The sequence below is a fragment of the Pseudomonas crudilactis genome (genome assembly GCF_013433315.1).
In the GTDB taxonomy this organism is placed as follows: Bacteria; Pseudomonadota; Gammaproteobacteria; order Pseudomonadales; family Pseudomonadaceae; genus Aquipseudomonas; species Aquipseudomonas crudilactis.
Genome location: NZ_WXVV01000002.1, coordinates 163,245 through 189,858, shown reverse-complemented (window position 1 = coordinate 189,858; position 26,614 = coordinate 163,245). Strand labels below are relative to the sequence as shown.

At 58.7% G+C, this 26,614-nt stretch carries 24 protein-coding genes; 16 read left to right on the top strand and 8 right to left on the bottom strand.

Annotated features, from left to right (window positions below; all coding sequences use genetic code 11):
- Positions 1–68: 68 nt before the first annotated feature.
- From GTU76_RS03295 to GTU76_RS03260, 8 genes are all read right to left on the bottom strand, one after another.
- Positions 69–1,013 carry a phosphatidate cytidylyltransferase gene (locus tag GTU76_RS03295; protein ID WP_175552700.1) on the bottom strand — a complete coding sequence of 315 codons (945 nt, stop codon included), beginning with the start codon at positions 1,011–1,013 and terminating at the stop codon, positions 69–71.
- Positions 1,010–1,609, bottom strand: a complete 600-nt coding sequence (locus tag GTU76_RS03290) for a lysophospholipid acyltransferase family protein (RefSeq protein ID WP_180698067.1) — start codon at positions 1,607–1,609, stop codon at positions 1,010–1,012. Before GTU76_RS03290 ends, GTU76_RS03295 begins: the two co-directional genes overlap by 4 nt.
- Positions 1,596–2,228, bottom strand: a complete 633-nt coding sequence (locus GTU76_RS03285; protein WP_180698066.1) for a CDP-alcohol phosphatidyltransferase family protein — start codon at positions 2,226–2,228, stop codon at positions 1,596–1,598. The genes GTU76_RS03290 and GTU76_RS03285 overlap by 14 nt, the downstream gene beginning before the upstream one ends.
- A 234-nt stretch (positions 2,229–2,462) precedes the next feature.
- Positions 2,463–3,083 carry a hypothetical protein gene (locus GTU76_RS03280; protein ID WP_150707781.1) on the bottom strand — a complete coding sequence of 207 codons (621 nt, stop codon included), beginning with the start codon at positions 3,081–3,083 and terminating at the stop codon, positions 2,463–2,465.
- Positions 3,084–3,110: 27 nt separating this feature from the next.
- A complete protein-coding gene (locus tag GTU76_RS03275; protein ID WP_180698065.1) occupies positions 3,111–5,447 on the bottom strand; it encodes a lipase family protein in 2,337 nt (778 codons plus the stop codon).
- Complete coding sequence (locus GTU76_RS03270) at positions 5,444–6,235, bottom strand: hypothetical protein (protein ID WP_180698064.1); 792 nt, start codon at positions 6,233–6,235, stop codon at positions 5,444–5,446. Before GTU76_RS03270 ends, GTU76_RS03275 begins: the two co-directional genes overlap by 4 nt.
- The gene (locus tag GTU76_RS03265) at positions 6,232–7,080 is read right to left on the bottom strand and encodes a DUF4123 domain-containing protein (RefSeq protein WP_180698063.1); all 849 of its coding nucleotides are present in this window, start codon (positions 7,078–7,080) and stop codon (positions 6,232–6,234) included. The genes GTU76_RS03270 and GTU76_RS03265 overlap by 4 nt, the downstream gene beginning before the upstream one ends.
- Positions 7,077–9,101 carry a type VI secretion system Vgr family protein gene (locus tag GTU76_RS03260; RefSeq protein WP_180698062.1) on the bottom strand — a complete coding sequence of 675 codons (2,025 nt, stop codon included), beginning with the start codon at positions 9,099–9,101 and terminating at the stop codon, positions 7,077–7,079. Before GTU76_RS03260 ends, GTU76_RS03265 begins: the two co-directional genes overlap by 4 nt.
- 714 nt (positions 9,102–9,815) lie before the next feature.
- Between GTU76_RS03260 and tssA the strand changes: the two genes are divergently transcribed.
- The 16 genes from tssA to icmH all read left to right on the top strand — a co-directional run bounded on the left by tssA (position 9,816) and on the right by icmH (position 26,613).
- Entirely contained in the window at positions 9,816–11,378 is a 1,563-nt protein-coding gene (gene tssA, locus GTU76_RS03255; RefSeq protein ID WP_007920270.1) for a type VI secretion system protein TssA, read from the top strand.
- Between the two features lie 32 nt (positions 11,379–11,410).
- Positions 11,411–11,914, top strand: coding sequence for a type VI secretion system contractile sheath small subunit (tssB, locus tag GTU76_RS03250; RefSeq protein ID WP_003229587.1), 504 nt, complete (start codon positions 11,411–11,413; stop codon positions 11,912–11,914).
- Positions 11,915–11,939: 25 nt separating this feature from the next.
- Positions 11,940–13,415 (top strand): type VI secretion system contractile sheath large subunit, encoded by a 1,476-nt coding sequence (tssC, locus tag GTU76_RS03245; protein WP_007920272.1) that lies wholly within the window; start codon positions 11,940–11,942, stop codon positions 13,413–13,415.
- Positions 13,416–13,424: 9 nt separating this feature from the next.
- Entirely contained in the window at positions 13,425–13,832 is a 408-nt protein-coding gene (gene tssE, locus GTU76_RS03240; protein ID WP_007920274.1) for a type VI secretion system baseplate subunit TssE, read from the top strand.
- Between the two features lie 11 nt (positions 13,833–13,843).
- Positions 13,844–14,356 carry a PAAR domain-containing protein gene (locus GTU76_RS03235; protein WP_180698061.1) on the top strand — a complete coding sequence of 171 codons (513 nt, stop codon included), beginning with the start codon at positions 13,844–13,846 and terminating at the stop codon, positions 14,354–14,356.
- Positions 14,353–15,156: a hypothetical protein gene (locus tag GTU76_RS03230; protein WP_180698060.1), complete on the top strand. Its 804-nt coding sequence runs from the start codon at positions 14,353–14,355 to the stop codon at positions 15,154–15,156. The genes GTU76_RS03235 and GTU76_RS03230 overlap by 4 nt, the downstream gene beginning before the upstream one ends.
- On the top strand, positions 15,153–15,359 hold the full coding sequence (locus GTU76_RS03225) for a hypothetical protein (protein ID WP_100216387.1): 207 nt from the start codon (positions 15,153–15,155) through the stop codon (positions 15,357–15,359). The genes GTU76_RS03230 and GTU76_RS03225 overlap by 4 nt, the downstream gene beginning before the upstream one ends.
- A 125-nt stretch (positions 15,360–15,484) precedes the next feature.
- Entirely contained in the window at positions 15,485–17,272 is a 1,788-nt protein-coding gene (gene tssF, locus GTU76_RS03220) for a type VI secretion system baseplate subunit TssF (RefSeq protein ID WP_016985778.1), read from the top strand.
- Positions 17,236–18,243 carry a type VI secretion system baseplate subunit TssG gene (gene tssG, locus GTU76_RS03215; RefSeq protein WP_016985779.1) on the top strand — a complete coding sequence of 336 codons (1,008 nt, stop codon included), beginning with the start codon at positions 17,236–17,238 and terminating at the stop codon, positions 18,241–18,243. Before tssF ends, tssG begins: the two co-directional genes overlap by 37 nt.
- Positions 18,244–18,254: 11 nt before the next feature.
- The gene (tssH, locus tag GTU76_RS03210; protein WP_180698059.1) at positions 18,255–20,912 is read left to right on the top strand and encodes a type VI secretion system ATPase TssH; all 2,658 of its coding nucleotides are present in this window, start codon (positions 18,255–18,257) and stop codon (positions 20,910–20,912) included.
- A gap of 10 nt (positions 20,913–20,922) precedes the next feature.
- Positions 20,923–22,443, top strand: coding sequence for a sigma-54 interaction domain-containing protein (locus tag GTU76_RS03205; RefSeq protein WP_016985781.1), 1,521 nt, complete (start codon positions 20,923–20,925; stop codon positions 22,441–22,443).
- A gap of 93 nt (positions 22,444–22,536) precedes the next feature.
- Positions 22,537–22,677: a hypothetical protein gene (locus GTU76_RS03200; protein WP_007920296.1), complete on the top strand. Its 141-nt coding sequence runs from the start codon at positions 22,537–22,539 to the stop codon at positions 22,675–22,677.
- A gap of 18 nt (positions 22,678–22,695) precedes the next feature.
- Complete coding sequence (gene tagH / locus GTU76_RS03195; protein WP_116028532.1) at positions 22,696–23,892, top strand: type VI secretion system-associated FHA domain protein TagH; 1,197 nt, start codon at positions 22,696–22,698, stop codon at positions 23,890–23,892.
- A gap of 5 nt (positions 23,893–23,897) precedes the next feature.
- Positions 23,898–24,398, top strand: coding sequence for a type VI secretion system lipoprotein TssJ (tssJ, locus tag GTU76_RS03190; protein WP_007920299.1), 501 nt, complete (start codon positions 23,898–23,900; stop codon positions 24,396–24,398).
- Positions 24,399–24,400: 2 nt separating this feature from the next.
- A complete protein-coding gene (tssK, locus tag GTU76_RS03185; RefSeq protein WP_007920300.1) occupies positions 24,401–25,732 on the top strand; it encodes a type VI secretion system baseplate subunit TssK in 1,332 nt (443 codons plus the stop codon).
- Between the two features lie 5 nt (positions 25,733–25,737).
- Positions 25,738–26,613 (top strand): type IVB secretion system protein IcmH/DotU, encoded by an 876-nt coding sequence (gene icmH, locus GTU76_RS03180; RefSeq protein ID WP_016985783.1) that lies wholly within the window; start codon positions 25,738–25,740, stop codon positions 26,611–26,613.
- Position 26,614: the final 1 nt, after the last annotated feature.

Sequence of the window (26,614 nt, the reverse complement as noted above, 5' to 3'; positions counted from 1 at the left end):
ACCGTAATAAAAAATGGGTACACCGATTGCGGTCGGGTGCCCATTTTTTGTGGCTGGTGAATTCCGGCTCAGGCCGAGAAGAAATACCGCGTCAGGTGAAAGAAGATCGGTGCGGCGAAGCAGATCGAATCCATGCGGTCGAGCATGCCACCGTGGCCCTTGATCATCGTGCCCCAGTCTTTGGCGCTCAGGCTGCGTTTGATCGCCGACATGACCAGCCCACCGAGAAAGCCCATCACTACAATCACCAGTGACATCAGCAACGATTGCCAAAAACTGAACGGTGTCATCCAGAACATGCAGCCACCGATCAGCGTGGCCGACAGTCCGCCACCAATCAGCCCCTCAACGGTCTTCGACGGGCTCACCAGCGGCGCGACCTTGTGTTTGCCGAAGAGCTTGCCGAACACGTACTGCAGCACGTCGCTCATCTGCACCACGAACACCAGATAAAACAGCAGCAGGGCGTTCTGACCACTGAATCCCTGAAGATCGAGCAACAACAGGGCTGGTGCATGACTGATGCAGTAGATGCAGATCATCACGCCCCACTGGATTTTTGCCGTGCGCTCCAGAAAACCCTCGGTGTCCTGGCTCAACACGGCAATGGCCGGCAGCAAGAGGAAGGCATACACCGGCACCAGCAGTGTGAACATCGAATACCAATGGGTGCCGATCAGCAGGTATTGCAGCGGGATCAGTATGAAAAACGCCGAGAACAACGCGTTGTGGTCACCGCGCGCGGTGGGCGTCAGGGTGATGAACTCGCGCAGCGCAAATAACGAAATGAAGCCGAACAGCACCACCGTCGCATTCGGGCCGAGCAGCCAGGACACGAAGAAGATAATGACCATCCCCCACCACGCGTTGACACGCTGATTGAGGTTTTCGATAGTCGAGATCGAGCTTTCGCTCTTGGCCCGTTTGGCCAGTACTCGGCCAATAAGCGAAGCCACCGCCAGCAGTGCGGCGATGGCCGCAAAGAACCAGAGGAATTTGGTTTCCAGACTCATTTCGACAACCTCACGATGGCTTCACGCGCCCGTTCCAGAAAAACCTGCTTCTCTTCGCCGGCAATCCTTTGCAGTGGGTCGCCGATCCGGATCGTACAAATGATCGGCAGCGGCACATGCTTGCCTTTGGGCATCGAGCGATGCAGGTTTTCCAGGTAGATCGGTACCAGGTCGACATCGGGAAAGGTTTCGGCCAAGCGAAAAATCCCGGATTTGAACTCCCCCGGCAGCGCCTGAGTGGAGCGCGTACCCTCGGGGAATATGATGATCGAGTGACCGGCGCGCACCACATCGAAGATCGGCTCCAGCACGTTGGTGCCAGGCGCCGGATTACGCTCGATCAATACCGCATTCAGGCCCTTCTGCGAGATGTAAGAGAGAAAGCGGTTCTTGCCCCAGTAATCGGCAGCGGCGACCGGTTTGACGTTCCGGCGAGCTTCCGGCGGCAACGCGGCGATGATCGCCAGCGTGTCCATGTGGCTAGTGTGGTTGGCGTAGTAGATACGCTGGCGCGTGAGGTCTGGCGGGCTTTCCCAGCGAGCGGTCACACCGATCAAGAAGCGCAGTACCGAAATCAGCGCATTACTGATCCACATGAGCGTTCCCCTTCAATTGTCTGGCAATGGCGAGTGTTCGCGTACCGCAGGTAACAACCGAGCCAATGGCAATAATCACCAGAGCGATCAGCAAAGCGTAGTGGGTTGCGTAATGGCTGGCTTCTAACGCGTTCAACACCAGCGCGACCGTCATCACTGCCATCCGGTGCTGCTTGGCCATCGGCCCCATGAAGCTCTGCGTCAGACCGAGAGAGCCGCCGAATACCCGGACATACGCCGTCAGCGCGGCGGCCAGTGCAGCAAACCAGCCAAGATCGGATTGCCCAATGGCGTAACCCAGCCCAACGATCAGCAGACTGTCCGCAACACGATCGGGAAACTCGTTGTACAGGCTACCGATGGCGGATTGCTTACCGCCTTCGATGGCCACCATGCCGTCGAACAGGTTGCACAACAGGCGCAATTGAATGCCGATGATGCAGCAGATCGAACCCGCCACGCCGTTGTCGATGTTCAGCGTTATCGCGCCAAACAGCGCGAAGGGCATGCTGACGACAGAGATTTGATTAGGGGAAATATCGCGTTTGACCAACACATCCGTAATGCGCCTTGCCCAACCCGCCGAACGCGTCTTGATGGGCCTTCTGTTTTCTTCCATGTGCCAATGTCCGTATCAGTGCTGAATAGCGTTGTTTGTATTGTGACCGTCGACGGGGTTTAGCGCCTGACTATCTTTTGTTTGCCCACGGTTTTCAGATGATGCTCTGGCCTTGGGCAGGCGCAGCCCCAGGAAATAAGGCATGACAACGGAGGTCTGAGGCCTTTGACTGGTGAATTAGCAGTTGTCCAGCGTGCGGCAGTCATTGCTGCCGAAGTGCTGGGCAGACGTCGACTATTCGGTCATGCGAACTCTTAAACGCAACGTCTTATCCATGAGTTGTTCGAGTCCTAGCGTGCCCAAAACTTCGTCGTTTGTAGCCAGACCTTTGCATTCAAGTTCCTGTTTAAAGACTTTGCTTAATCGAGAGTCTGCGTACTTACAGTCGACTGACAGCAAGCTTTCGTCTGCTCCAACCTTTTCCATTTCTTCATCGGCCAAGTCATCAAGGTGTATCCATACTGAGCTCAGGCCAAGCTTTTCTGGATCCTCGGTCATATCCATGATCCAGAACTTAATTCCGCTCAGCAGCGAGAGACAGCCTCCAATGCTTGGGAGTAGTTTCACGTCGAATTTGGAGACCTGTGCAGTGGACTGTGAGGATTGGCTAAATTTCTTGACTCCAAGGTTGGGGTAGCGTGTGTAGTAGTCGGGTGCATAACAGTAATGCGGGGAAATTGGTTGGTAGTACGCCTCGGCGTTAACGCTAAAATTTGCAGGGACATCAATTTTCAGTACTGCAGATTTGGAAAACGAACTGCATGCAGTTGTTAATATTATGAAGCTGGTGAGTAACAAGGCACGAACCAGATGAGATGCAGTGGCGAAGTGCAGATTAGAAGTTAGCGAGAGCATCAGTGCTTCCTTGTTGACTAAACTGAGTCATACGAACGAATCAATATCCAGCTGAAACGGCGCGCCAACGGCATGCCCACCGGTCATTGCGGCGATAGTGGCATCGTGGTCCTCGGCGGCTGGCGGAATCACTGCCAGTTGTTCCTGAACGAGGTTTTCCGGGTGAGCGTTCCAGCGCAGCAGGTTTTCCTGCACCCACTCGGGCTGGTCGGCGTAGCTGCCGTAAACGTCGGCTTCGGTGACTCGCTGGCTGCGCAGGGCGACCAGGCGGTCATGGGTCATTTTGATTTTGTCTATTTCATTGTTGAGAACCGTGACCTTGTGGTTTCTTTCCTCGTGGCGGACATAGGCGCTGGGGTGAGCCTGGATCTCGCGCTCAACGGCACGCAGTTGCTTTCTGATATTTTCCAATGCGCCGCTGACCCATTCGAACTCCCGTGGCGTGACCAACGAGCGTTTGAGCTGCTGCGCCTCTTGCCAGCGGCGCAGGCTTGCCCAGCAGCCGGGGATGTAGCTGCCGACCATCGAGTGATCGCCTGCCGCGAAGAGCTGCTTTAGAAAAGAGCCGCGCTTGGGCAGGCCATTGATATTTCGCAAGGCTTCGGCACAGCCGTGATCGTTGATGATGCTGCAGCCCGGCTGCCAGAGAATGGAGGATTGGTGTTCCTTGCCAAACACCACTGGCATGAAATGGCGCAGCGCGCCGTGATGGCCATAATCGTCACCGAAGAAGTTGGTCATTCCCCAGACAAGCAAGGCAAAACCGGCGGCCGGAGTAATAACCAGCACTGCGCCGTTGGCGATATACATTGGCTTTGGATTGGCGAAAGTGTTCATCCATGTGGCGGGTACGCTCGGAACCGGGTCGTTCTGATTGACGATGCGGTGGTGGATCAGCGGTTGGGCGCTATCGATGAAAGCGGTGTCGCCGGCGCGAGGGGCGCCGTAGGTGTAGAGGACGATCTGCGGTAGGAACTGTGGATCGCGCCGTAGCATTTCGGACAAGATCAGTGCGATTGCCCCGCCCAGACTGTGCCCGGTGATCAGCAGCTTTTGTCCGCTGTAGAACTTTTCCAGATAAGTCACGATGAACGGATAAGCCGCTAAAGCACCACCGTAGAATCCGCGGTGCACCTTGCCTTCGCCTTCTTCGAAGGGAATCTGATAGGCATCACCATCACGCAGGCCGTCGGGCCATATTTCACTGGTGCCGCGAACGCTGATGAGGATCAGCTCGTCGTGGTGGCAGATGAATGCTTGTGTGTCCGTGCTTTGGACCTGCTGGCGATCATCAAAAAAGTGCAGCTTGGCCGGGTGTTCCTGCTCATCACCCAATGCCGAGTCGTTGACCTCGGGATAGAGGTGCGGGTCGAACGGCACCACTTCCAGGCGTTTCGAGTAGGGTACTTCCTCGTACAGCGGGTAATACTTTTTGCGCTGGGTGGCATCGACTTTCCACAGCTCATCAAACTGCGGGAGGGCATGGCCAAACCAGTTGCCGCTGCTGGGCTGCAAGGGGAAGCTCACACTGTCGGTCTCGACCGGTTGTGTGTTTGGCTCCTGTCCGAAGTCGGTGTAACTCAGTGTCGCCATCAGCGACAGTTGATAGAGGTTGAGTGCGCAGAACTCATTGCTCGTCGACAGCATCGGGCGCAACGCCCTCATGGGGCGCACCTCCAGCACATGATGTTTGTTAGGCAGCAAAGCAATGCCTTGGGGTTTGGGCGGCGGCGGGGAAAAGCCCAACTCGACCGTGGCCAGTTCTCCCTGAGTGAAGATCGCGCTCGCGCCACTATCCGGGGCGCTTGTATCAACCTGCGCGAAAGCTCTGGTTTTCGGTGCGGATCGCATGAGTTTGTGAACCACCATATTCGGCGGATCACTTCGCTTTGCCATGGGCGGCAAGTGCGCTACATGCTTGACCAGTTCGCTCACTTCAACCTGGTAATAGGCAGCGTTTGCGGCAAGGTCTTTTGCAGGATTGGCTTGGGTGCGTACACCTGATTTGTTGAAGAACCGGGTTTTTTCGGCGCGCACCTGGAGTTCGGTGATGGGGAGGGGGTAGTGCGGTCGTTCCTTCAGTCGCGCATATAATTCCTCTTTCCCCTGATAAAACTGACTGAGCTTCAAGGTCACGGGACCGCAGTAATGATCAAGAACTTTTCCAGAGCCCGTGGAGTCCAGTTTGCCGGTATAAACCGTGTCCTCGTAATCGACGGCTTCGTAGGTCAGACCAGCGTAGGGTTTGCCATCACCGAACTCGTCCACCAATTGAAAACTCGTGGCGTGACCGCGTTTTGGGCAGGCGTGGATGTTGCCTTGCATAAAGGCAACTATGCTGGGATCTATCGGATCTATGCTCATTGGGTCTCGTCCTTGTTTTCAGTGCAATCCGGGTAAATCGTGCAGATCCGCTCGTCTACCATCCTGAAGGTGCTGAAGTCTTTGTAATTGCCGAAACAGAACGCATCCTGATCCTCAAAGGCTTTCCCCATGCAGCGCTTCCATCCGCCTGGCACTTTTACCCAGGTGTCACCAAAAGCGGGCTTTTCCCGCTCAGACAATTGGATCTTCAGAATTACCTTTTTTCCAGAAAGCTGAGTCAGCGTGTACGCCGTTGAAGGACGGCTTCGCCCGACATTGCCCTGCGCATCCATTTTTTTGCACGTCAGCAGTTTGATCAGGTAACGCTTCGGCCCCACCGTTCGGAAGGACCACATACACTCACCGAAGAACTCAGCTGTCTCGTCATCTCTGAAAGTACCCATTTGTCGCTCCAGCAACTCAGGGCGTACGGCAAATGAGGCGTAGTCATAGCTGCTGTTACTTCGTCCGGGGCCAAAAACACCGATGACCTTGATCTCCACATGGTTCAGCGCCAGCGGGCAGTCGCTTACGGTTCTGTAAAGCGGGACTACGGAGGTGCCTTCGTATTTCATGTTGGTTTTGTTGAACCCAAGTTGAGTGTCTCTTCCACCCGGTACGGAACACGTTTGTCCCTTCGCGGGAACATAGGTGGCCGTCAGGTCGTACTTGAAGTTGGGTGGAAAGTCGGGGACAAAGGTAAACGTGTTCGGCGTACCAACCGTAGAGCAACCCAGGGTCAATGCAGTGCAACTGCCAAGTGCCAGATATTGAAATGCACGTCTCATAGGGGGCCGCTCTCCTGCCAATACAGTACCTGCTGATACACCCGCTCAAAGTGCACCGCCGAGTCTTCTCCGGGTTTGGGCAACCATGACTTGGGCGGCACATACCCCGGTAGCTGAAGACTTTGGGTCAGCAAAAAGTGCACTTGCTCCGGTTGCTGCCAGCCCCACAGGTGCGTCAGCTGAATCTCTCCCCACAGCCAGTCATCGATGTCGAGTTGCTCCGCTAGCTGGGCCATCGCTTCAGTGTGCTCACCCACCAGATAGCGTCGGGCGTTGTCGAACAGCACGTTTGCGTAAATCAGCTCCGGTATGGGCGTCTGCAGCCATGGCGGGTCGATGGGCAGCGGGTGTTCGCCGGGGGCCGGGTTGTCGGCGACGTTCCATTGCCCGGCATGCCAGTAACAGATGCTGCTGACCGGCCCGAGCAACGCTGCGTATTGCTCGGGTTGCAGATGCGCCAGCGCGCGTCCGAGCACGCGGTTGTCATGCACGCGATACACCGCCAGGTTGGGGCGTTCACCGGTCACCACGCGCTCGCGCCAATGGCTTGCCAGATCATCCAGAGCGACATGCTCGGCGCTGGCCAGCCAACCCCAATGGCGATCGGGTGTGTCGAGCAATGACAGGATGACGGGGTGGCGCGCCGTGTCGATCTGCAAAAGCAGCGGGCCGGTTTGCGCCAATGACTCAGCCGCCGTGCCCGCGTACAAATGACGAAATCGCTCAGTGCCGAGGTCGGCGGCCAGCGCCGTGCGTGCTTCGCTCTGACCGTCGGTATCGAGCATCAGAAACAGATCACGTCCGGCCCGGGACTGTTCGTGCAGCCATTGTTCGACCCGGTTCATGCGACTTCTCCCAAGCCGCACTGCCCAGCCGCACAGGCTTCGCACAGCGGGCAATAATCCGCCGCTTGCTGGCGAGCACTGTTGACGATCGACAGCGGTGTGGTACTGACAGGAGGGGCGATGCCGCCCACTGCCTGCAGCGGCTGCAGTGGCTCGATGCCCGCCAACGGCGCACCGCCCTCGACGATGGGCACGCTGCTGAAAATCCCGCCGGCGTTGATGACGATGTGGTGTCCGCCCGCCGACAGCGTCAGGCTCATGCCAGCGTCGATCACCACGTTGCTTGCGGTGACATGCGCCTGCTGACCGGCCTGAATTACCAGCGCTCCCACCGACTGACTGCTGATGCCGCTAACCGTGAGCAGGTCATCGGCGTTGACCTGCGTGCTGCGCACACCTTGGTGGGTGTGCGACGTCTTGCCCTCGATCAGGCTGGTACTGTCATTGCCAATTTGCTCGAAGCGGTCGCGGGTAATCAGGCTGTAGCTGTCGTTAAGGATCAGTTGTTCCAGATCGCGCTGAGCCCGCAGGTAGATTTTCTCCTGGCCAGCACGGTCTTCGATCGACAGTTCGTTGTATCCGCCATTGCGCGGAGAGCTCTGGCTGCGCAACACCGTTCGGGTCTCGTTGGCCGGCAGTGGGTGGGCGGGGGATTTGACCTTGTTGGGTACGCAACCGGTGATCAGTGGTTGGTCGGGATCTCCCTCCTGAAAGGTCACGACCACTTCCATGCCGATGCGCGGAATGGTCATCGCCCCGAAACCTTCCCCGGCCCAGCTGGAGGCAACGCGTATCCAGCAACTGCTTTTCTCGCTATTGAGTTCTGCCCGGTCCCATGGAAACTCGACGCGAACCCTGCCGTATTCGTCGCAGAACGTCTCTCTTCCGGGAGGCCCGGTGACTCGCGCGGTCTGGCAAACCAGCACAGGTCTTGGCGCTGGCAGCGGCGGGCGATAGAGCACGTCGGCCGGGATTGCCTTGAAGGTGTTGCGATAACCTTGAGTGAAACCATCAGCCGTTTTGTCATCGCTGCTGAAAGCCTCTTCCAGCACTTGGGGCTGCTTGCCTTCATGAGTGATGTTCAGCAGCAACCACATCTCGTTGCAGTCCGGTCGCGGATGTTCGGTCAGGTCGAAAAGGTGACCGCTGCGCAATATCGCTTGATTGCTCTTGCCCTCAATCCATTGATAGTCGCTGCGGTGCCGCTCCAGTGCTTGGCGCGCCTGCTGTTTGCCGTGTTTCTCGGACGTCATGAGCAGCGGATAACGGTAGTCTTCAAGTTCGGGCGTGAATTCGGCGGTGAAGCGACTCTCCAGCAACAGGCTCGGGCGTTTCAGGTCATAGTCGCGGCGGGTGACCGTGCTGGTGCGAGTGTTGAAGCCCATGGTGAGGTGATTGACCACCGGATGTTCTGCAACCATGCCGCTGTCAGGCTGAAAAGCGGTCGCTCCCAATTTTGGGAAAAACACCTGACTGTCGCTGAACACCAGCAAATGCCTGTCGACCGAGTGCTGGTGATGCCACGCGATGCCGTCCTCGGCGCACAGGCGCTGGATAAAACGGAAGTCGTCCTCGCCGTATTGCGTACAGTACTCACGCACCGGACTGGTGGTGACATTGAAGGTGAAGTCATCGGGCTGAATGCCCTGCCGTTGCAGAACCTGCGCAACAATTTGTGGCACCGTCAGGTTCTGAAAAATCCGTTGGTCGCGACTGAATCGCAGATAGTGCAGCGCGGGCACCAGTGTGAGCTCATAGCGAGTCAGGCGTTTGCCGGACTCCGCCAGCATTACGTTTTCGATGCGCCCGTGAATGCCTTCCTGATTGGCGCCGAATTGCAGGAATGCAGGTCGGCTTAGCAACGCTTCGAGATCGACATCAGTCCGCTCGCTCACCAGTGCGACACGGATGGCATACAGCTGACTGATGGCTTCAGCGCCGTTAAACGAAAGCACCTTGAAGTCGTGACGAAAAGCAGGAATTTTCAGGGTAAACAGTGCGCAATTGCCCGTACCGAACATAGGCTTGTCCTTAAGCAAAGTGAGTCATTGCGCGGTGTCCGATCCTCCCTGATCGCCACGCATAAAAAATTTGCCAAGGCACGCTAGCTGCGGGGGAAATAAATTGATGTAAGAAGTGTCTCTGTCATCTGTCAGAGACTTCTGGGTTGTAAAATGTTGTATGAATTGAAGGAAAGGGCTGTAGGAGACTACTTCGGTATTTATTGAGTTAGCACGAATGTGCAGTGTTTACGGGCTGTGAAAGTTTCACAAAAGTACTTTGCCATCAAATTGATGGCACTTTTTCTGTTCGTCATTGTCCTCGCTGAATTATTCAAAGAGGCTGATGCATTTTCGGAAGTGTCCTACTTCTATTTTTTTCAAGAGTTGTCATGCTTGCCACCCTGTAATGGGACGAGCGTCCGGCAAGATGTCGTCTCGCCGCCCGGAAGCGCTCTGGCTCAGGGCTTTGGCTGGGGAGAGAGAAATGTGGCGAATATAAATGACTATCAGGGATTCCCTTGCGACATATAGGGCGATCTCCTACACACCCCAATGAACACTTCGTCTTGTTGTTTAATCAGATGCTTGCTAGTGGCCATCATAGTGATTACGATGCGCCCACTTGAAAGAGCACATCTCAATTGGATGAGTCGCACCACCGCTCTTCGATACTGTCCCGCGCCACGGTTACTCCAACAGGCGCCTGACTGTAATCCTTAATAAAGGCCATGGATGTCCTACTCAAGCAAACTTTCCGCCCATTACCTCGAACTCGCTAAAGTCTCTGTTTCCAAAGAGAATTTCGCGGGCGAAGACGTTCGTTTTTCGAGCGAATTCGAGGCGCTGGAAAGCGAGCTGGCCAAAGCGTCGTCGATGCACGAAAGCGGGCAGATCGACTGGCTGAAAATCCGCGAAAACAGCGAAAATCTGCTGCGTACCCAATCCAAGGATTTGCGTGTCGGCGCCTGGCTGACCTGGTCGCTGTACCAGCGCGAATCCTTCCCCGGCCTCCTTGCCGGTCTCGGCTTGCTGCACCATTTGTCGGAAAACAACTGGGCCGACGTTCACCCGCTCAAACCCCGCACCCGTGCCGCCGCGATCGGCTGGCTGGTGCCGCGTCTCGAGCAGGTCATCACCGAAAACATTGCGATCAAAGAGCAGTTGCCGATGTTCCGGCAGCTCTCCGAGCACCTGTCCGGTCTCGAAGCGGCGTGTGCTGAGCACCTGGGCGATGACTCGCCGCTGCTGCTGCCGATCTCCCGTCGCCTGAAAACCATGATCCAGCGCGCCGCTGACAACCAGCCGGCTCCCGGTGTGGTCGGTGCGGCGGTGGCGCAGGTCAAGCAGGCTGCCAGCCAGTTGCTCACACCCGGCGCTCCGATCGATAACGAACGAGACGCGCACAAAGCTCTGCGCGCCCAGCAGGAAAGTGCCCGCCCGTTGTGCGCCTGGTGGCTCAAGCAGAAAGCCACCGACCTGCGTGCCCTGCGCCTGAACCGCACGTTGTTGTGGATGACCATCGACGCGGTGCCCGAGCGCAACGCCGAGCAGATCACCGTGCTGCGCGGTTTGCCGCTGGAAAAGCTCAAGCTCTATCAGGACCGTTTCGATCAGGGTAAATACGCTGACCTGCTGGTGGAGCTGGAGGCAAGCCTGGCGAAGGCGCCGTTCTGGTTCGATGGCCAGAGGATGGTCTGGGAATGTCTCCAGAACCTCAACGCCGAGTTGGCAATGCGCGAAGTGGAAATCCACTTCGCGCTTTTGGTTCAACGGCTGCCCGGCATTGTCGAGTTGCGCTTCCATGACGGCGCGCCGTTTGCCGATCCGTCCACCCGGGCGTGGATCGCCGCCAACGTCATGCCGCACCTGCAAAGCGCCAGTGCGCCGCGCAAGGTCGAAAGCGAAAACGTCGAAACCCAGCCGGCCTGGGAAAAGGCCCTCGAAGAAGTCCTGCCGCTGCTGCGCAAGGAAGGCCTGAAGCCGGCCGTGCAGACGCTCAAGCAAGGTTTGCAGTCGGCCCACGGCGGACGCGAACGTTTCTTCTGGCAGTTCGCCCTCGCGCGCCTGTGCTTCATGGCCAAGAAATACGAACTGGCCAAGAACCAGCTGGAAACCCTCGATCAGACATTACAGGACTCAGGCCTGCACGCCTGGGAGCCCGATCTTGCATTGGAAGTGCTGCATTTACTGCATAGCTGCTGCGAGTTGTTGCCGCAGAACCATGCCGTACGTGAACGCAAGGAAGAGATTTATCGCAGGCTGTGCCACCTCGACCTCGAAGTGGTACTCGAATAGGCCCCAGGGCCACAACCGCAAGGAGAAAAGCCATGGCCAAAGAAGGCTCGGTAGCCCCCAAGGAACGCATCAACGTCACCTTCAAACCCGCCACCGGCGGTGCTCAGGAAGAGATTGAACTGCCGCTGAAGCTGCTGGCAATCGGTGACTACACCCACCGCAAGGACGATCGCAAAATCGAAGATCGCAAGCCGATCAGCATCGACAAGATGACCTTCGACGAAGTGTTGGCCAAGCAAGAACTGGGTCTGACGCTGAGCGTGCCGAACCGTCTGCAGGAAGATGGCGAGGCCGACGAGCTGGCTGTGCAACTGCGCGTCAATTCGATGAAGGACTTCAACCCGGCCAGCCTGGTCGAGCAAGTGCCTGAGCTGAAAAAACTGATGGAACTGCGCGATGCGCTGGTGGCCCTCAAAGGCCCGCTGGGTAACGCACCTGCGTTCCGTAAAGCGATCGAAGGCGTGCTCGCCGACGACGAATCCCGCGGTCGCGTACTCGGTGAGCTGGGCCTGAACGCCGCAGCCCCGGACGCCTGAGACTCCAGCCAAGGAAGCCAACACAATGAGCACTAGCGCAGCACAAGAGAAGAGCGCCGGCAACGGCGAGTACAGCATTCTCGACAGCATCATCGCCGAAACCCGTCTGACTCCGGACGACGAAGCCTACGACATCGCCAAGCGCGGTGTGTCGGCGTTCATCGAAGAACTGCTCAAGCCGCAGAACAACGGTGAGCCGGTCAAGAAGGCCATGGTTGATCGCATGATCGCCGAGATCGATGCCAAGCTCAGCCGTCAGATGGACGAAATCCTGCACCACCCGGACTTCCAGGCTCTGGAATCGTCGTGGCGTGGTCTGCAGTTGCTGGTCGACCGCACCAACTTCCGCGAAAACATCAAGATCGAAATCCTCAACGTCTCGAAAGAAGACCTGCTGGACGATTTCGAAGATTCGCCGGAAGTCATGCAGTCGGGCCTGTACAAGCACATCTACACCGCTGAATACGGCCAGTTCGGTGGTCAGCCTGTGGGCGCGATCATCGCTAACTACTACATGTCGCCAAGCTCGCCAGACGTGAAGCTGATGCAGTACGTGGCCAGCGTTTCGTGCATGTCGCACGCGCCGTTCATCGCTGCTGCCGGCCCGAAATTCTTCGGTCTGGAAAGCTTCACCGGCCTGCCGGATCTGAAAGATCTGAAAGACCACTTCGAAGGCCCGCAATTCGCCAAATGGCAGAGCTTCCGTACTTCGGAAGACTCCCGTTATGTTGGCCTGACCGTGCCGCGCTTCCTGCTGCGTAACCCGTACGATCCGGAAGAAAACCCGGTCAAATCGTTCGTGTACAAGGAAACCGTGGCCAACAGCCACGAGCACTACCTGTGGGGCAACACCGCTTACGCATTCGGCACCAAGCTGACCGACAGCTTCGCCAAATTCCGCTGGTGCCCGAACATCATCGGCCCGCAGAGCGGTGGCGCGGTTGAAGACCTGCCGTTGCACCACTTCGAAAGCATGGGCGAAATCGAAACCAAGATTCCTACTGAAGTTCTGGTTTCCGACCGTCGTGAATACGAACTGGCCGAGGAAGGCTTCATCTCCCTGACCATGCGTAAAGGCTCCGACAACGCGGCGTTCTTCTCCGCCAGCTCGGTGCAGAAGCCGAAGTTCTTCGGCATCAGCGCAGAAGGCAAGGCTGCAGAGCTGAACTACAAGCTCGGCACCCAACTGCCGTACATGATGATCGTCAATCGCCTGGCTCACTACTTGAAAGTGTTGCAGCGCGAGCAACTCGGTTCGTGGAAAGAGCGTACCGACCTCGAGCTGGAACTGAACAAGTGGATCCGTCAGTACGTTGCCGACCAGGAAAACCCGAGCGCCGAAGTCCGTGGCCGTCGTCCGCTGCGCGCTGCGCAAGTGATCGTCAGCGACGTTGAAGGCGAGCCGGGCTGGTACCGCGTGAGCTTGAACGTGCGTCCGCACTTCAAGTACATGGGTGCCGATTTCACCCTGTCGCTGGTTGGCAAGCTGGACAAAGAGTAAGAGCGACTCATGGACGGATACGGCAGCCTGTTCGAACGCCTCAACGGCGACGCGCAACTACGCAAGGGCAACAGCCTTGAGGCTTGTGCCATGGCGTCAGTGGCTGCCCATCTGGCCAAAATGCTCAGCACCCGGGCCGGCAGCGTGCAAACGCTGGCCGACTACGGGTTGCCCGATCTCAATGACATGCGTCTGAGCCTGCACGACTCCCTGAGTCAGGCCCGTCTGGCCATCGAAAACTTCATCGAAGCCTACGAGCCGCGCCTGAGCAATGTGCGTGTCATTTCCCTGCCGCGTGACCACGATCAGCTTCGCCTCGCCTTCAGCATCGAAGGCCTGCTGGAAGTTGAAGGGTTCAAGCGTCAGGTCAGTTTTTCCGCGCGCCTGGATGGCAGCGGACAAGTGAAGGTCACCTAAGGAGATCCCCGATGTCTGGCAAACCAGCAGCACGCGTATCCGACCCCACCGCTTGCCCACTTCCAGGCCACGGTACCAACCCGATCGCCGCCGGTTCCGGCGACGTGTTCTTCGACGGCCTCGCGGCCGCCCGCCAAGGCGATGCCTCGGCGTGTGGTGGTGCGATGGTCGGCGGTTTGGCGACGACGGTAAAAATCAACGGCAAGTCTGCTGTCACTGTTGATTCCGTGGGCTCCCACGGCAACAAGGTTACGGCTGGGTCTTCGACGGTGATTATCGGGAATTCGCATTCGCCGGCGCCGTTTGTGCCGCCGTTGCCGCTGATGCTGTTTTCACATACACAACAGGTGGTGATGGAAGATCAGGATGGAAATCCGCTGTCGGATATTCCTTATCAAATTACAACCTCCAAAGGGAAAGTCATCACCGGTCAAAGTGATGCAATGGGCAGAACCGAGTTAGTCGGAGGAAAAGAGGGTGAAACTTTCGACTTCCACGCAGCGATTGATGGAACGGCACTATGAGTGCAGAAGTTCTGTCGACGTTAATGGCTCGCTCGGTTGCTTTGACTCCGAAAGCGGACAAGACTCCAAAAAAAGTGACCTATAAGGTTTTTTGGAAAACAACGGCTTTTTGGACTGATGCAGACGTCGCCGACTTTCACAGTGATGCGCCATTGATTGCAGAAAAATTGATCAATGAACAGTATTGGAACAGAGAAGGCGCAGTCACTAACAATAAATTTACGTGCGAAGATTTTGCACTTAGGGTGTTGTGTGAGTTCGCGTCGAAGCGTGGGCTACCCGTCAAGTTGAAAACGGGTGTCCGAACATACCGTAACATGGAGAACTACGCGGCAGCGAACCATGACAGATATGCGTCCAATATGTTTGGATTCAGTGAAATGGTTATGTTGACTTACGGTGCTCCCGACATGCAGCGAGTCGGTGAAAACACCTTGGCAGTGGAGTCCGTAGAGGGATTGTTACCTGGCGATATCCTAGCGCAGGCGAAGGATCGTCCAGGTGATCTCGCGCACCACATTCAGATGGTTGTCCGTATTACTGAAACGGAAATTGAGATCCGGCAAGGAAATACCTCTGGTGCCAGCTTTCGTCCAATCACAACGATACAGAAGTGGATGGGTGCAAACATGGCTGACCCGCAGAACTCTGGGTACGCGGGCATGCTGATCGAGACCGGGCTTTATCGAAAGGCTGAAGCAGGTTGGAATTATAAAAATCTCAGCACCGGCTCAATGGCCGAAGATTTTTTGAGTATTTTTTTGTTTTATCGATGGAATTTCATGGAGTTCAATAAGTGACTATTCAAGGTTACTTGGCCGGAGTGGCTGATAGCGATTTGTTTGGCACTTTGGCAATTATTTGCTTGGTAGTTGCTTTGTCCGGGATTTCTGCGCGAGTCAGGGAAAAGAAGACGCATAAAATCATGATGTTCGTGTGCGTGATGATGATTCCGATTATGCACGTGGTTGGAAGTATTTATTTGAACCAGTCACCTGCCTGAGATGATTTTTCGGCTGTCGAAGACTGGCGATTTCTCTCGAACTCTCGAGTATGCCAGTCGCACGAACAGCGCAGAATTGCACCAGCCATCAGATTTCCCCGATTCCAACCACAGGCAGGTAACCCGTGTCCTTTAACCACTACTACCAAAGCGAACTCACCGCACTGCGCCAACTCGGTCGCCGTTTCGCCGAGCGTAGTCCGGCGTTGGCGCCGTATCTGGGGCAGGCCGGGCGGGATCCGGATGTGGAGCGGTTGCTCGAAGGCTTTGCGTTTCTGACTGGGCGTCTGCGCCAGAAGCTCGATGACGAGCTGCCGGAACTCAGCCATTCGCTGATGCAGTTGCTGTGGCCGAACTACATGCGCCCGCTGCCGGCGTTCAGCATTTTGCAGTTCGATCCGCTCAAGCGTTCCGGGCCTGCGTTGCGCGTCGAGCGTGATACACCGATTGAAAGCAAACCGATCGAAGACGTGCGTTGCCGCTTCCGTACTTGCTACCCGACCGAAGTCTTGCCGCTGGATCTGGCCGCGCTGAATTACTCGGTGAAGGGCGACGGCTCGCTGCTCAGCCTGCGTCTGGAAATGAGTGCCGACGGCCACCTCGGTGAGCTGGAACTGAGCAAGCTGCGTTTGCACTTTGCCGGTGAGCGCTACATCAGCCAGATGCTCTACCTGAGCCTGCTGCGCAACCTCGAAGGCATCGAGTTGATCCCGCTCGACGGTGCCGGCAAGCCAATCGATGGTGTCAGTGGCAAGCCGATGGCGTTCAAGATTCCCGGTGATCGGGTCAAACCGGTGGGCTTTGCCGAAGAAGAAGCGCTGATCCCGTATCCGCTGAACACCTTCCGCGGCTATCGCTACCTGCAGGAATATTTCGCCTTCCAGGACAAATTCCTGTTCGTCGACGTCAACGGTCTGGACATCATCAACGCGCTGCCGGAAGACACCCTCAAGCAGATGCGTGGCCTCGAACTGCGCTTCGATATCCGCAAGAGCGGCATCATGCGCATGCGGCCGACCCTGGATAACGTCAAGCTGTTCTGCACGCCGATTGCCAACCTGTTCGCCCACGACGCGCTGCCGATCCGCCTCGACGGCAAGCAGGACGAATACCTGTTGCTGCCGGCGGAATACGATCTGGAAAACTGCGGCGTGTTCTCGGTGGAAACCGTGACTGGCTGGAAGCCTGGTGGCCTTGGTTATCAGGAGTATGTGCCGTTCGAATCCTTCGAGCACGACCCGAGTTTCGACGTGCCCAACAGCCGTCCGCACTACAGCATCCGCCAGCGTTCGTCCTTGCTGCACGACGGCCTCGACACCTACCTGAGCTTCGGTATTCGCCATACCGAAGCCCACGAAACCCTGTCGATCGAGCTGATGTGCACCAACCAGAACCTGCCGCGCAAGCTCAAGCTCGGCGACATCTGCATGGCCAGTGAAGAGACGCCGGAGTTCTTGAGCTTCCGCAACATTACCCCGGCCACTTCCAGCTTCGCGCCGCCGCTGAACCGAGACTTCCTGTGGAAGCTGATCAGCAACATGTCGCTTAACTATCTGTCGCTGGCCGACGTCAATGCGTTGAAGGTGATTCTCGAAACCTACGACCTGCCGCGCTACTACGACCAGCACGCGGAGAAGGTCAGCAAACGCCTGCTTGGCGGCCTCAAGCACATCAAGCATCACCACGTTGACCGCTTGCACCGTGGGTTGCCGGTGCGCGGTTTGCGCACCGAACTGACCATCGACCCGGAAGGGTACATCGGCGAAGGCGACCTGTTCGTTTTCGCTTCGGTTCTTAACGAGTTTTTCGCGCTTTACGCCAGTCTCAATTCATTCCATGAGCTGCGCGTAAAAAGCACACAGGGAGAGGTGTACCAATGGACACCACGTATGGGCCTGCAGCCCCTGCTTTAAGCGGGCTGACCAAGGTAATACGCGAGTACTCGCTGTTTCAGGCCGTGCTGCTGGTGATCGACCGGCTGCGCGAAGCACACCCGCACCTGAGCGAAGACGATCTGTACGACCACGTGGAGTTCCAGGCCAACCCGAGCCTCGGTTTTCCGCGCAGCGACGTCGATCGCGTCGAGTTTTTCGAAGAACACGGGCAGATGCGCGCGCGCATGCGTTTCAACCTGATCGGCCTGGTCGGTTCCGGCTCGCCGCTGCCGGCGTTCTATGGCGAACAAGCCTTGGGCGACAGCGAGGACGGCAACCCGACACGTAACTTCCTCGACCTGTTCCACCATCGCCTGCAACGGCTGATGCTGCCGATCTGGCGCAAGTACCGCTACCGCGCGAGCTTCCAGAGCGGGGCGATTGACCCGTTCTCCTCGCAGCTGTTTGCCCTGATCGGCCTCGGTGGCGAAGAGATCCGCAAGGCCAAGGAACTCAACTGGAAACGCCTGCTGCCGTATCTCGGTTTGCTCAGCCTGCGCGCGCACTCGGCGGCGCTGATCGAAGCCGTGCTGCGTTACTACTTCAAGCACGAAGACCTGGTCATCGAGCAGTGCATCGAGCGCCGCGTAGAAATTCTCGAAGAGCAGCGCAATCGTTTGGGCCGCGCCAACAGCCTGCTCGGTGAAGACCTGGTGCTCGGGGAACACGTGCGCGACCGCAGCGGCAAATTCCGCATTCACATCACCGAACTCGACTGGCAGCGATTCCATGAATTCCTGCCGATCGGTTTCGGTTACCAGCCGCTCTGCGCGCTGGTGCGGTTCACCTTGCGTGACCCGCTCGATTACGACATCCGCCTGGTTCTGCGCCAGGAAGAAATCCGCGAACTGCGCATCGGTGAGCAGAACGCCTGTCGCCTCGGTTGGACCAGTTGGCTGGGCCGCGAAAAAGCGGACGGCGTGGTGACCCTGGGCAGCAAAATTCATTAAGGACGTGAGCCATGATCAACGTAGACCTGCAACAACTCATCCAGGCGCTGGACGCCGAAACCCGTCGTGATCTGGAACGTTCTGCCGAGCGTTGCGTGGCCCGTGGTGGCAGCAAGATCCTCGTCGAAGATTTGATGCTCGGCCTGCTCGAGCGTCCGAACGGCTTGCTGTCGCGCGCACTGCAGGATGCCGACGTCGACGCCGGCGAACTGAGCGCCGCGCTGCAATCGCGCGTCGAACACAGTGCTTCGCGCAACCCGGTGTTCGCCCCGGAACTGGTGCAGTGGCTGCAAGATGCGCTGCTGGTGGCCAACCTCGAATTGGGCCAGACCCAGGTTGAAGATGCGGCGCTGATCCTCGCGCTGCTGCGCAACCCGATGCGCTACGCCGGCAGCCGTTATCAGCCGCTGCTCGCCAAGCTGAACATCGATCGCCTGAAAGAATTTGCCCTGTCGCAAAAGGAACAACCGGCGGCCAGTGGTAAACCGGCCGCGCAGGGCGAATCGCTGTTGCAGCGCTTCACCCACAACCTGACCCAACAGGCCCGTGACGGCAAACTCGACCCGGTGCTGTGCCGTGACGGCGCCATTCGCCAAATGGTCGACATCCTCGCCCGTCGCCGCAAGAACAACCCGATCGTCGTTGGTGAGGCCGGTGTCGGCAAGACCGCCATCGTCGAAGGCCTGGCTTCGCGCATCGCCGCCGGTGAAGTGCCGCAAGTGCTCAAAGGCGTTGAACTGCTGTCGCTGGACATGGGCCTGTTGCAGGCCGGCGCCAGCGTCAAAGGTGAGTTCGAACGTCGCCTCAAAGGCGTGATCGACGAAGTCAAAGCTTCGCCAAAACCGATCATTCTGTTCATCGACGAAGCCCATACCCTGATCGGCGCGGGCGGCAATGCCGGCGGTTCCGACGCGGCCAACCTGCTGAAGCCAGCGCTGGCCCGTGGCGAATTGCGCACCATCGCCGCCACCACTTGGGCCGAGTACAAGAAATACTTCGAGAAAGACCCGGCGCTGGCCCGTCGTTTCCAACCGGTGCAACTGCACGAACCGACCGTCAGCGAAGCGGTGACCATCCTCCGTGGTCTGGCCCAGGTCTACGAGAAAAGCCACGGCATCTACCTGCGTGATGACGCGGTGGTCTCGGCCGCTGAACTGTCCGCACGTTACCTGGCCGGTCGGCAACTGCCGGACAAAGCCGTCGACGTCCTCGACACCGCGTGTGCCCGCGTACGCATCAGCCTCGCCGCTGCCCCGGAAAGTCTGGAGCGCCTGCGTGGCGAACTGGCTGAAGGTGGCCGTCAGCGTCAGGCCCTGCGCCGCGATGCCGAAGCTGGCTTGCTGATCGACCACGAAGCGCTGGACGCACTGGAAGCTCGTCTCGACGAAGCCGAAGACGAAATGGTCGCGCTGGAAACCCTGTGGACTGAGCAGAAACAACTGGCCGAGCGCCTGCTGGAACTGCGTCAGCAACTGGCCAAGGCCCGCGAAGCGGCAGCCGTTGAGCCAGTGGTGACCGTTGAAGAAGACGCTGAAGGCACCGTGATCGAAACCGTTGCCGCCGAAGTCGAAGAAGGCCAAAGCGTCGAAGCGCTGGAAGCCCAACTCAACGAAACCCACAGCGCCCTGACCGCCGCCCAAGTCAAAGAGCGTCTGGTCAGCTTCGAAGTGTGCCCGCGTCTGGTCGCCGAAGTGATCAGTGCCTGGACCGGCGTGCCATTGGCGCAACTGGCTCGCGAACACAACGCCAAAGTCGCCAGTTTCGCCACCGACCTGCGCACGCGCATCCGTGGTCAGGAACAAGCCGTGCACGCACTGGACCGCTCGATGCGCGCCACCGCTGCCGGCCTGAACAAACCGGACGCACCGGTCGGCGTGTTCCTGCTGGTTGGCCCGAGCGGCGTCGGTAAAACCGAAACTGCACTGGCCCTCGCTGACTTGCTGTATGGCGGTGATCGTTTCATCACCACCATCAACATGTCCGAGTTCCAGGAGAAACACACCGTTTCCCGCCTGATCGGCGCGCCACCGGGCTACGTCGGTTACGGCGAAGGCGGCATGCTCACCGAAGCCGTGCGGCAGAAACCGTACTCGGTGGTGCTGCTCGATGAAGTCGAGAAGGCTGATCCGGACGTGCTCAACCTGTTCTACCAAATCTTCGACAAAGGCGTGGCCAACGACGGCGAAGGTCGCGAGATCGACTTCCGCAATACGTTGATCCTGATGACCTCGAACCTCGGTAGCGACAAGATCAGCGACCTCTGCGAAAACGGCGCACGGCCGACTGCTGAAGTCCTCGAAGAAACCATTCGCCCGGTGCTCAGCAAACACTTCAAACCGGCGCTGCTGGCGCGGATGAAAGTGGTGCCGTACTACCCGGTCGGCGGCCCGGTGCTGCGCGAGCTGATCGAGATCAAACTCGGTCGTCTCGGCGAGCGCCTCAACCGTCGTCAGCTGGATTTCAGCTGGTGCCAGAACCTCGTCGATCACCTGTCCGAGCGCTGCACGCAAAGCGACAGCGGCGCGCGTCTGATCGACCATCTGCTCGACCAGCACGTTTTGCCGCTGGTTGCGGATCGTCTGCTCGACGCCATGGCCACCGGCGAAAGCCTCAAGCGCGTGCATGCCACGCTCGACGGTGAAGCCAGCGTGACGTGCGAGTTCGCCTGAGGTGGGCGTGATGTTCACTCAGGTGCCGCAGCCACTGGTCTATGCCGAAGCGTTGCTGGCGCAGTTCGCCAGTCTGTCGCGGGCGGCGGACGGTGCTGCGTTGCTGGGTGACTTCGTGCGTGGTCTGGCCGAGTTGAGCGGTTGCGAATTGACGCAGCTGTATCTGCTCGACGCCACCCACACGTGCCTGGGGATGAACGCCGAATGCCTCGACGGCGCCCTGCAACCACGCGAAGCGGCGAGCCTGCCGGCGGATTACAACGGTGAGCAACTGCTGCAATTTGCCCTGTGCCAGAACCGCGTGGTGTGCCTCGACGACTTGAGCGGCAGCCTGCACGAAACCAGTTTTCTGCCGGCGGCGGCTTCGCCGTGGCAGTCGCTGCTGTGCGTGCCGCTGGTCAATCAGCACAAGGCGGTCGAAGGTCTGCTGCTGTGCGCCAGCCGTCGTCGTACCCACCTGCAAGGCTTCGCCGATTCCCTCGGCCAGCTCGGCTCGTTCGTGCTTGGCCAATTGCATTTGTTGCAACGCCTGCGTCAGCCGCTGGCGGAATCGGCAACAGTCGCGCGTAGCGTGCCGAGCATCAGTGGCTATGGCTTGATCGGCAAAAGCGCGGCGATGCGCCAGACCCATTCGCTGATCAGCAAAGTCCTGCACAGCCCGTACACCGTCTTGCTGCGTGGTGAAACCGGCACCGGCAAGGAAGTCGTCGCTCGGGCAATTCACGATTGCGGCCCGCGTCGTTCTCAGGCGTTCATCGTGCAGAACTGCGCGGCGGTCCCGGAAAATCTGCTGGAAAGCGAGCTGTTCGGCTATCGCAAAGGCGCCTTCACCGGTGCCGACCGCGACCGTGCGGGGCTGTTCGATGCGGCCAATGGCGGCACGCTGTTGCTCGACGAGATCGGCGACATGCCGCTGTCGTTGCAAGCGAAGATCTTGCGCGTGTTGCAGGAAGGCGAGATCCGTCCGCTAGGTTCCAACGATACGCACAAGATTGACGTGCGCATCATCGCCGCGACCCACCGCGATCTGTCGACGCTGGTCAGCGAAGGCAAATTCCGTGAGGACTTGTACTACCGCCTCGCGCAATTCCCGATCGAGCTGCCGGCACTGCGTCAGCGTGAAGGCGACATCCTCGAACTGGCTCAGCACTTCGCCGAGAAGACCTGCACGTATTTGCAGCGCGATCCGGTGCGCTGGTCGAGCGCGGCGCTGGAACACCTGTCCGGCTACAACTTCCCCGGCAACGTGCGCGAACTCAAGGCACTCGTTGAGCGCGCGGTGCTGTTGTGCGAAGGCGGCGAATTGCTCGCCGAGCATTTCTCCCTGCGCATGGAGCCGATGCCGGAAGACAACAGCCACTTGAATCTGCGCGAACGTCTGGAGCAGGTCGAACGTACTTTGTTGCTCGATTGCCTGCGCAAAAACGACGGCAACCAGACCCTCGCCGCCCGCGAACTGGGTCTGCCACGGCGCACGCTGCTGTATCGGCTCGGCCGTTTGAACATCAATCTGGGAGATTTCGATGGGTAGGCAAAACGTCATCGAAATCCTCGCAAAAACCAATTTCAGCGCCGCCCGCAAGGGTCGGCGCTTTGTACTTTGTCTACCCCTGGAGACCCTCTGATGTCTGTTCGTCACTGGCAAGCTGTCCTGCTGACCCTCGTCGTTCTATGCGGCCTGGGCGGCTGTAGCGGCAACTACAAATTCAACGACAACGACTATCGCCCGTTGGGTGATCCGCAAGCGGTCAATCGCGGCAAGTGACCGCAAGGAGCATCAAACATGGAATTGGTTTTCGAAATGCTGAACACCAAGCAGTTCGTGCCCACCGAGTTGTGCCAGAAGACCTTTAAACAGGCCGGTGGCGTGATCGGGCGGGGCGAGGACTGCGACTGGATCATCCCTGACCGCAAGCGTCACCTGTCCAATCACCACGCGATTGTCAGCTACCGCGAAGGCACGTTCTTCCTCACCGACACCAGCAGCAACGGTGTCCAGGATGGCGAGAGCGGTGCACGCCTGCACAAAGGCGAACCGGTGCGCATCGAGCACGGCAGCACCTACGTGCTGGGCGACTTCGAGATTCGCGCGCGCCTGGTACGCGACCCGGCGACCTTCGACGGTGAAGTCGGCCGTCCGCGCGCTGCTGGCAGCATCATTCCTGACGATGCGTTCCTCGATCTCGACCCACTCAATGCCCTCGAACAGCAAGAGCGCGTGTACTCGGAAATCGACGAACTGCTGGCGCCGAACACCAAGCCTGAGGATTCCCGTCAGCGTGCCGACTACGCGCGTATCGACATGGAAAGCCTGATGGTGCCGGAGCTGATTGCCGCCCCTGTCGAACCTGAGCCTGCTCCGGCGCCGAAAGCCGTTGAGCGCCAGAGCGAAGGTTTCTGGGAGCACTTCGGTGCTGCACTGGGTGTCGACGTCAAAGGCCTCAGCCACGACGAGCGCGAAACCTTGGCGCTGAACGCCGCGCGCTTGCTGCGGCAGAGCATCGGCGGTTTGCAGCAGAGCCTGCGCACCCGTTCCGAGCTGAAAAACGAGCTGCGTCTGGCCCAGACCACCGTGCAAGGCACCAACAAGAACCCGCTGAAATTCGCTGTCGATCCGAGCGAAGCCCTGCAGATTCTGTTGCAGCCAAGCAAGCCCGGTCATCTGCCGGCCGAGCAAGCCATCTCCCGCGCGTTCCGCGATCTGCAGGCGCATCAAGTGGCCCTGCTGACCGCCAGCCGCGCCGCCGTACGCGGCACGCTGGAGCATTTCTCGCCGGAGCAACTGACCCTGCGTTTCGAGCGTGACAACAAGCCGTTGATCGCGACATCGGGCGGGCGCTGGAGAGCGTTCGGTCGTTATCACCAGGCGCTGCGTCAGGACGATGACTGGAGCGAGCGTCTGCTGGCCCGCGACTTTGCCCAGGCTTACGAAGAACAGATCCGCCTGATCTCCACCCTCCACACCGACCACCAAGGATGATGCGCATGTCTCGCCGCTCGACCGCTTTTTTCAAGACGCTGACTGCGCTCACCGTGCTGGTGCTGCTCGCCGGTTGCTCGTCGCTGTCGCCGTACTCGAAAGTGACCAAGATCAACCTGAAGCTGACCGGCAGCGATCAGCTCAACCCGGACCTCAATGGTCGGCCGTCGCCGATCGTCGTGCGCCTGTTCGAACTCAAGCACCCGGTGACCTTCGAGAACGCTGACTTCTTCAGCCTCTACGAGCGCGCCAAGGAATCCCTCAACCCGGACCTGGTGGCCAGCGAAGAACTCGAACTGCGCCCGGGTGAAACCGTGGAGATGAAGCTCAAAGTGGAAGAGGGCAGCCTTTATGTTGGCGTTCTCGCCGCTTACCGCGACTTGCCCGACACCCAATGGCGCCACACCGTTCAGATCACTCCGCTGGAAGTTACCGAAGTCGATCTGACTCTGGACCAGACCGGCATCCGCAACACCAATCAAGTGCTCGCCAAGGCGGATGACTGATCATGAATACCCATAAAGTCATTTGGCAGGAAGGCATGCTGCTGCGCCCGCAGCACTTCCAGCACAACGATCGTTATTACGATCACCAGATGAAAACCCGCACCCAGTTGCTGGGTGGCTACACCTGGGGTTTCCTCAATCTGGAGATCGACTTGCAGTTCCTCAACATGGGCAAACTGGTGATCAGTGAAGCCTCGGGGATTCTGCCGGACGGCAGCCTGTTCGAACTCGGTGGCAACACCGAGCCGCTGGCGCTGGACGTGCCGCCGAACACCGGCAACACACCGATCTACCTGGCGCTGCCGCTGGTCACCGGTAACCACATCGAGTCGCGCCGTCCGGAGCAGTCCGACGTGCTCGCGCGTTACACCGCGTACGACGCCGAAGTCGCTGATTCCAACGCCGGCGACGATTCCGCCAGCCAGGTCAGCTGCGGTCGCCCGGACTTCAAACTGTTGCTCGGCGAGCAGCAGAGCGATCAGGCCTACGTGAAGCTAAAGATCTGCGACGTGCTCGACACCACGCCGGACGGCGTGATCAGCCTCGATCCGGATTTCGTGCCGACCTACATTCAGGCCCACGCCTCCAGCTATCTGCTGTCGTGTCTGAAAGAAGTCATCAGCATGCTCAACCACCGTGGTGACACGATTGCCGAGCGCATCCGCTCCAACGGCAAGGTCGGCGGTGCCGAAGTCGGCGACTTCATGATGCTGCAACTGATCAACCGTACCGAACTGCTGCTGCGCCACTACCTCGGTCTGGAGCAGGTGCACCCGGAAGAGTTGTACCGCACGCTGCTGACCATGCTCGGCGATCTGGCGACCTTCTCCGGCGAAAGCAAACGTCCGCGTCTGGACAGCCGCTACTCCCACGCTGACCAGGGCGGCAGCTTCCGCAAACTGATGGAAGCGATTCGTCAGGTGCTGTCGATGGTGCTCGAACAGCACGCCATCGAACTGATCCTGCAAGCGCGTCAGTACGGCATCATCGTCTCGCCGTTGCACGACCACAAACTGCTCGGCTCGGCATCGTTCGTGCTGGCAGCCAGTGCCAACTGCGACTCCGAAGAACTGCGCCACCGCTTGCCGGCGCACCTCAAGGTCGGCCCGGTGGAGCGTATCCGCCAACTGGTCAACCTGCACTTGCCGGGGATCAAGGTCAAACCGTTGCCGGTGGCCCCACGGCAGATCGCGTTCCACTCGAACAAAACCTATTTCATCCTCGAACTCAGTTCCGAAGACCTGGCACAACTCGAGCGCTCCGGCGGTTTCGCGTTCCACGTGTCCGGCGAATTCGCCGAGCTTGAACTGAAATTCTGGGCCATCAGGAACTGACCGACATGATCAAGGAAACGGATTACAACCAGGACGACAAAACCGTCCTGCTCGATCGTCAGGGCCACGGACCGGCATCGAGTCCGCTGACCGACTTCGCCGCGCCGCCGCGTTTCGAGCAACTGGAAGAACGCATGATCTACGCCGCGCGCCTGCGCCCGGCAGAAGCGTTCAACATCAGCCTCAATTCGCTGGTCGCTGCTTCGTCCGAGCTGCTCTCGGAAGTGGTGCGCCTCAAGCACAGCGAAACCCGCGAAGACTTGTACGCACTCAACGAGCGTCTGACTGCCGGGCTGAAACTGTTTGAAGTACGCGCCCTGCACAACGGCGCCGAAAGCAGCCAGGTGATGGCCGCGCGTTACGTGCTTTGCACCGTGGTCGACGAAGCTGTCGTGACCACGCCGTGGGGCAACGAAAGCGAATGGTCGCAGATGAGCCTGCTGAGCAGCTTCCACAACGAGACCTTCGGTGGCGAGAAGTTCTTCCAGTTGCTCGATCGGTTGTCGAAAAACCCGGTCAAGCACTTGCCGATGCTCGAACTGATGTACCTGTGCCTGTCCCTCGGTTTCGAGGGCAAGTACCGCGTGCAAGCGCGCGGCATGCTCGAACTTGAAGGCATCCGCGATGCTCTGTATCGGCAGATCCGTCAGTTGCGTGGCGACGTGCCGCGCGAGCTGTCGCCGCACTGGGAAGGCTTGAACGATCAGCGCCGTAACCTGGTGCGCATCGTGCCGGCGTGGATGGTGGTGTTGTTCACTTTCGTCTGTCTGGTGGTGATGTATTCGGGCTTCGCCTGGGTCTTGGGCGAGCAGCGCGACACCGTTCTGCAACCATATCAGCCGCTTGATCCGGCCGCGGTGCAACCGCAGTCGCAGCCGTAAA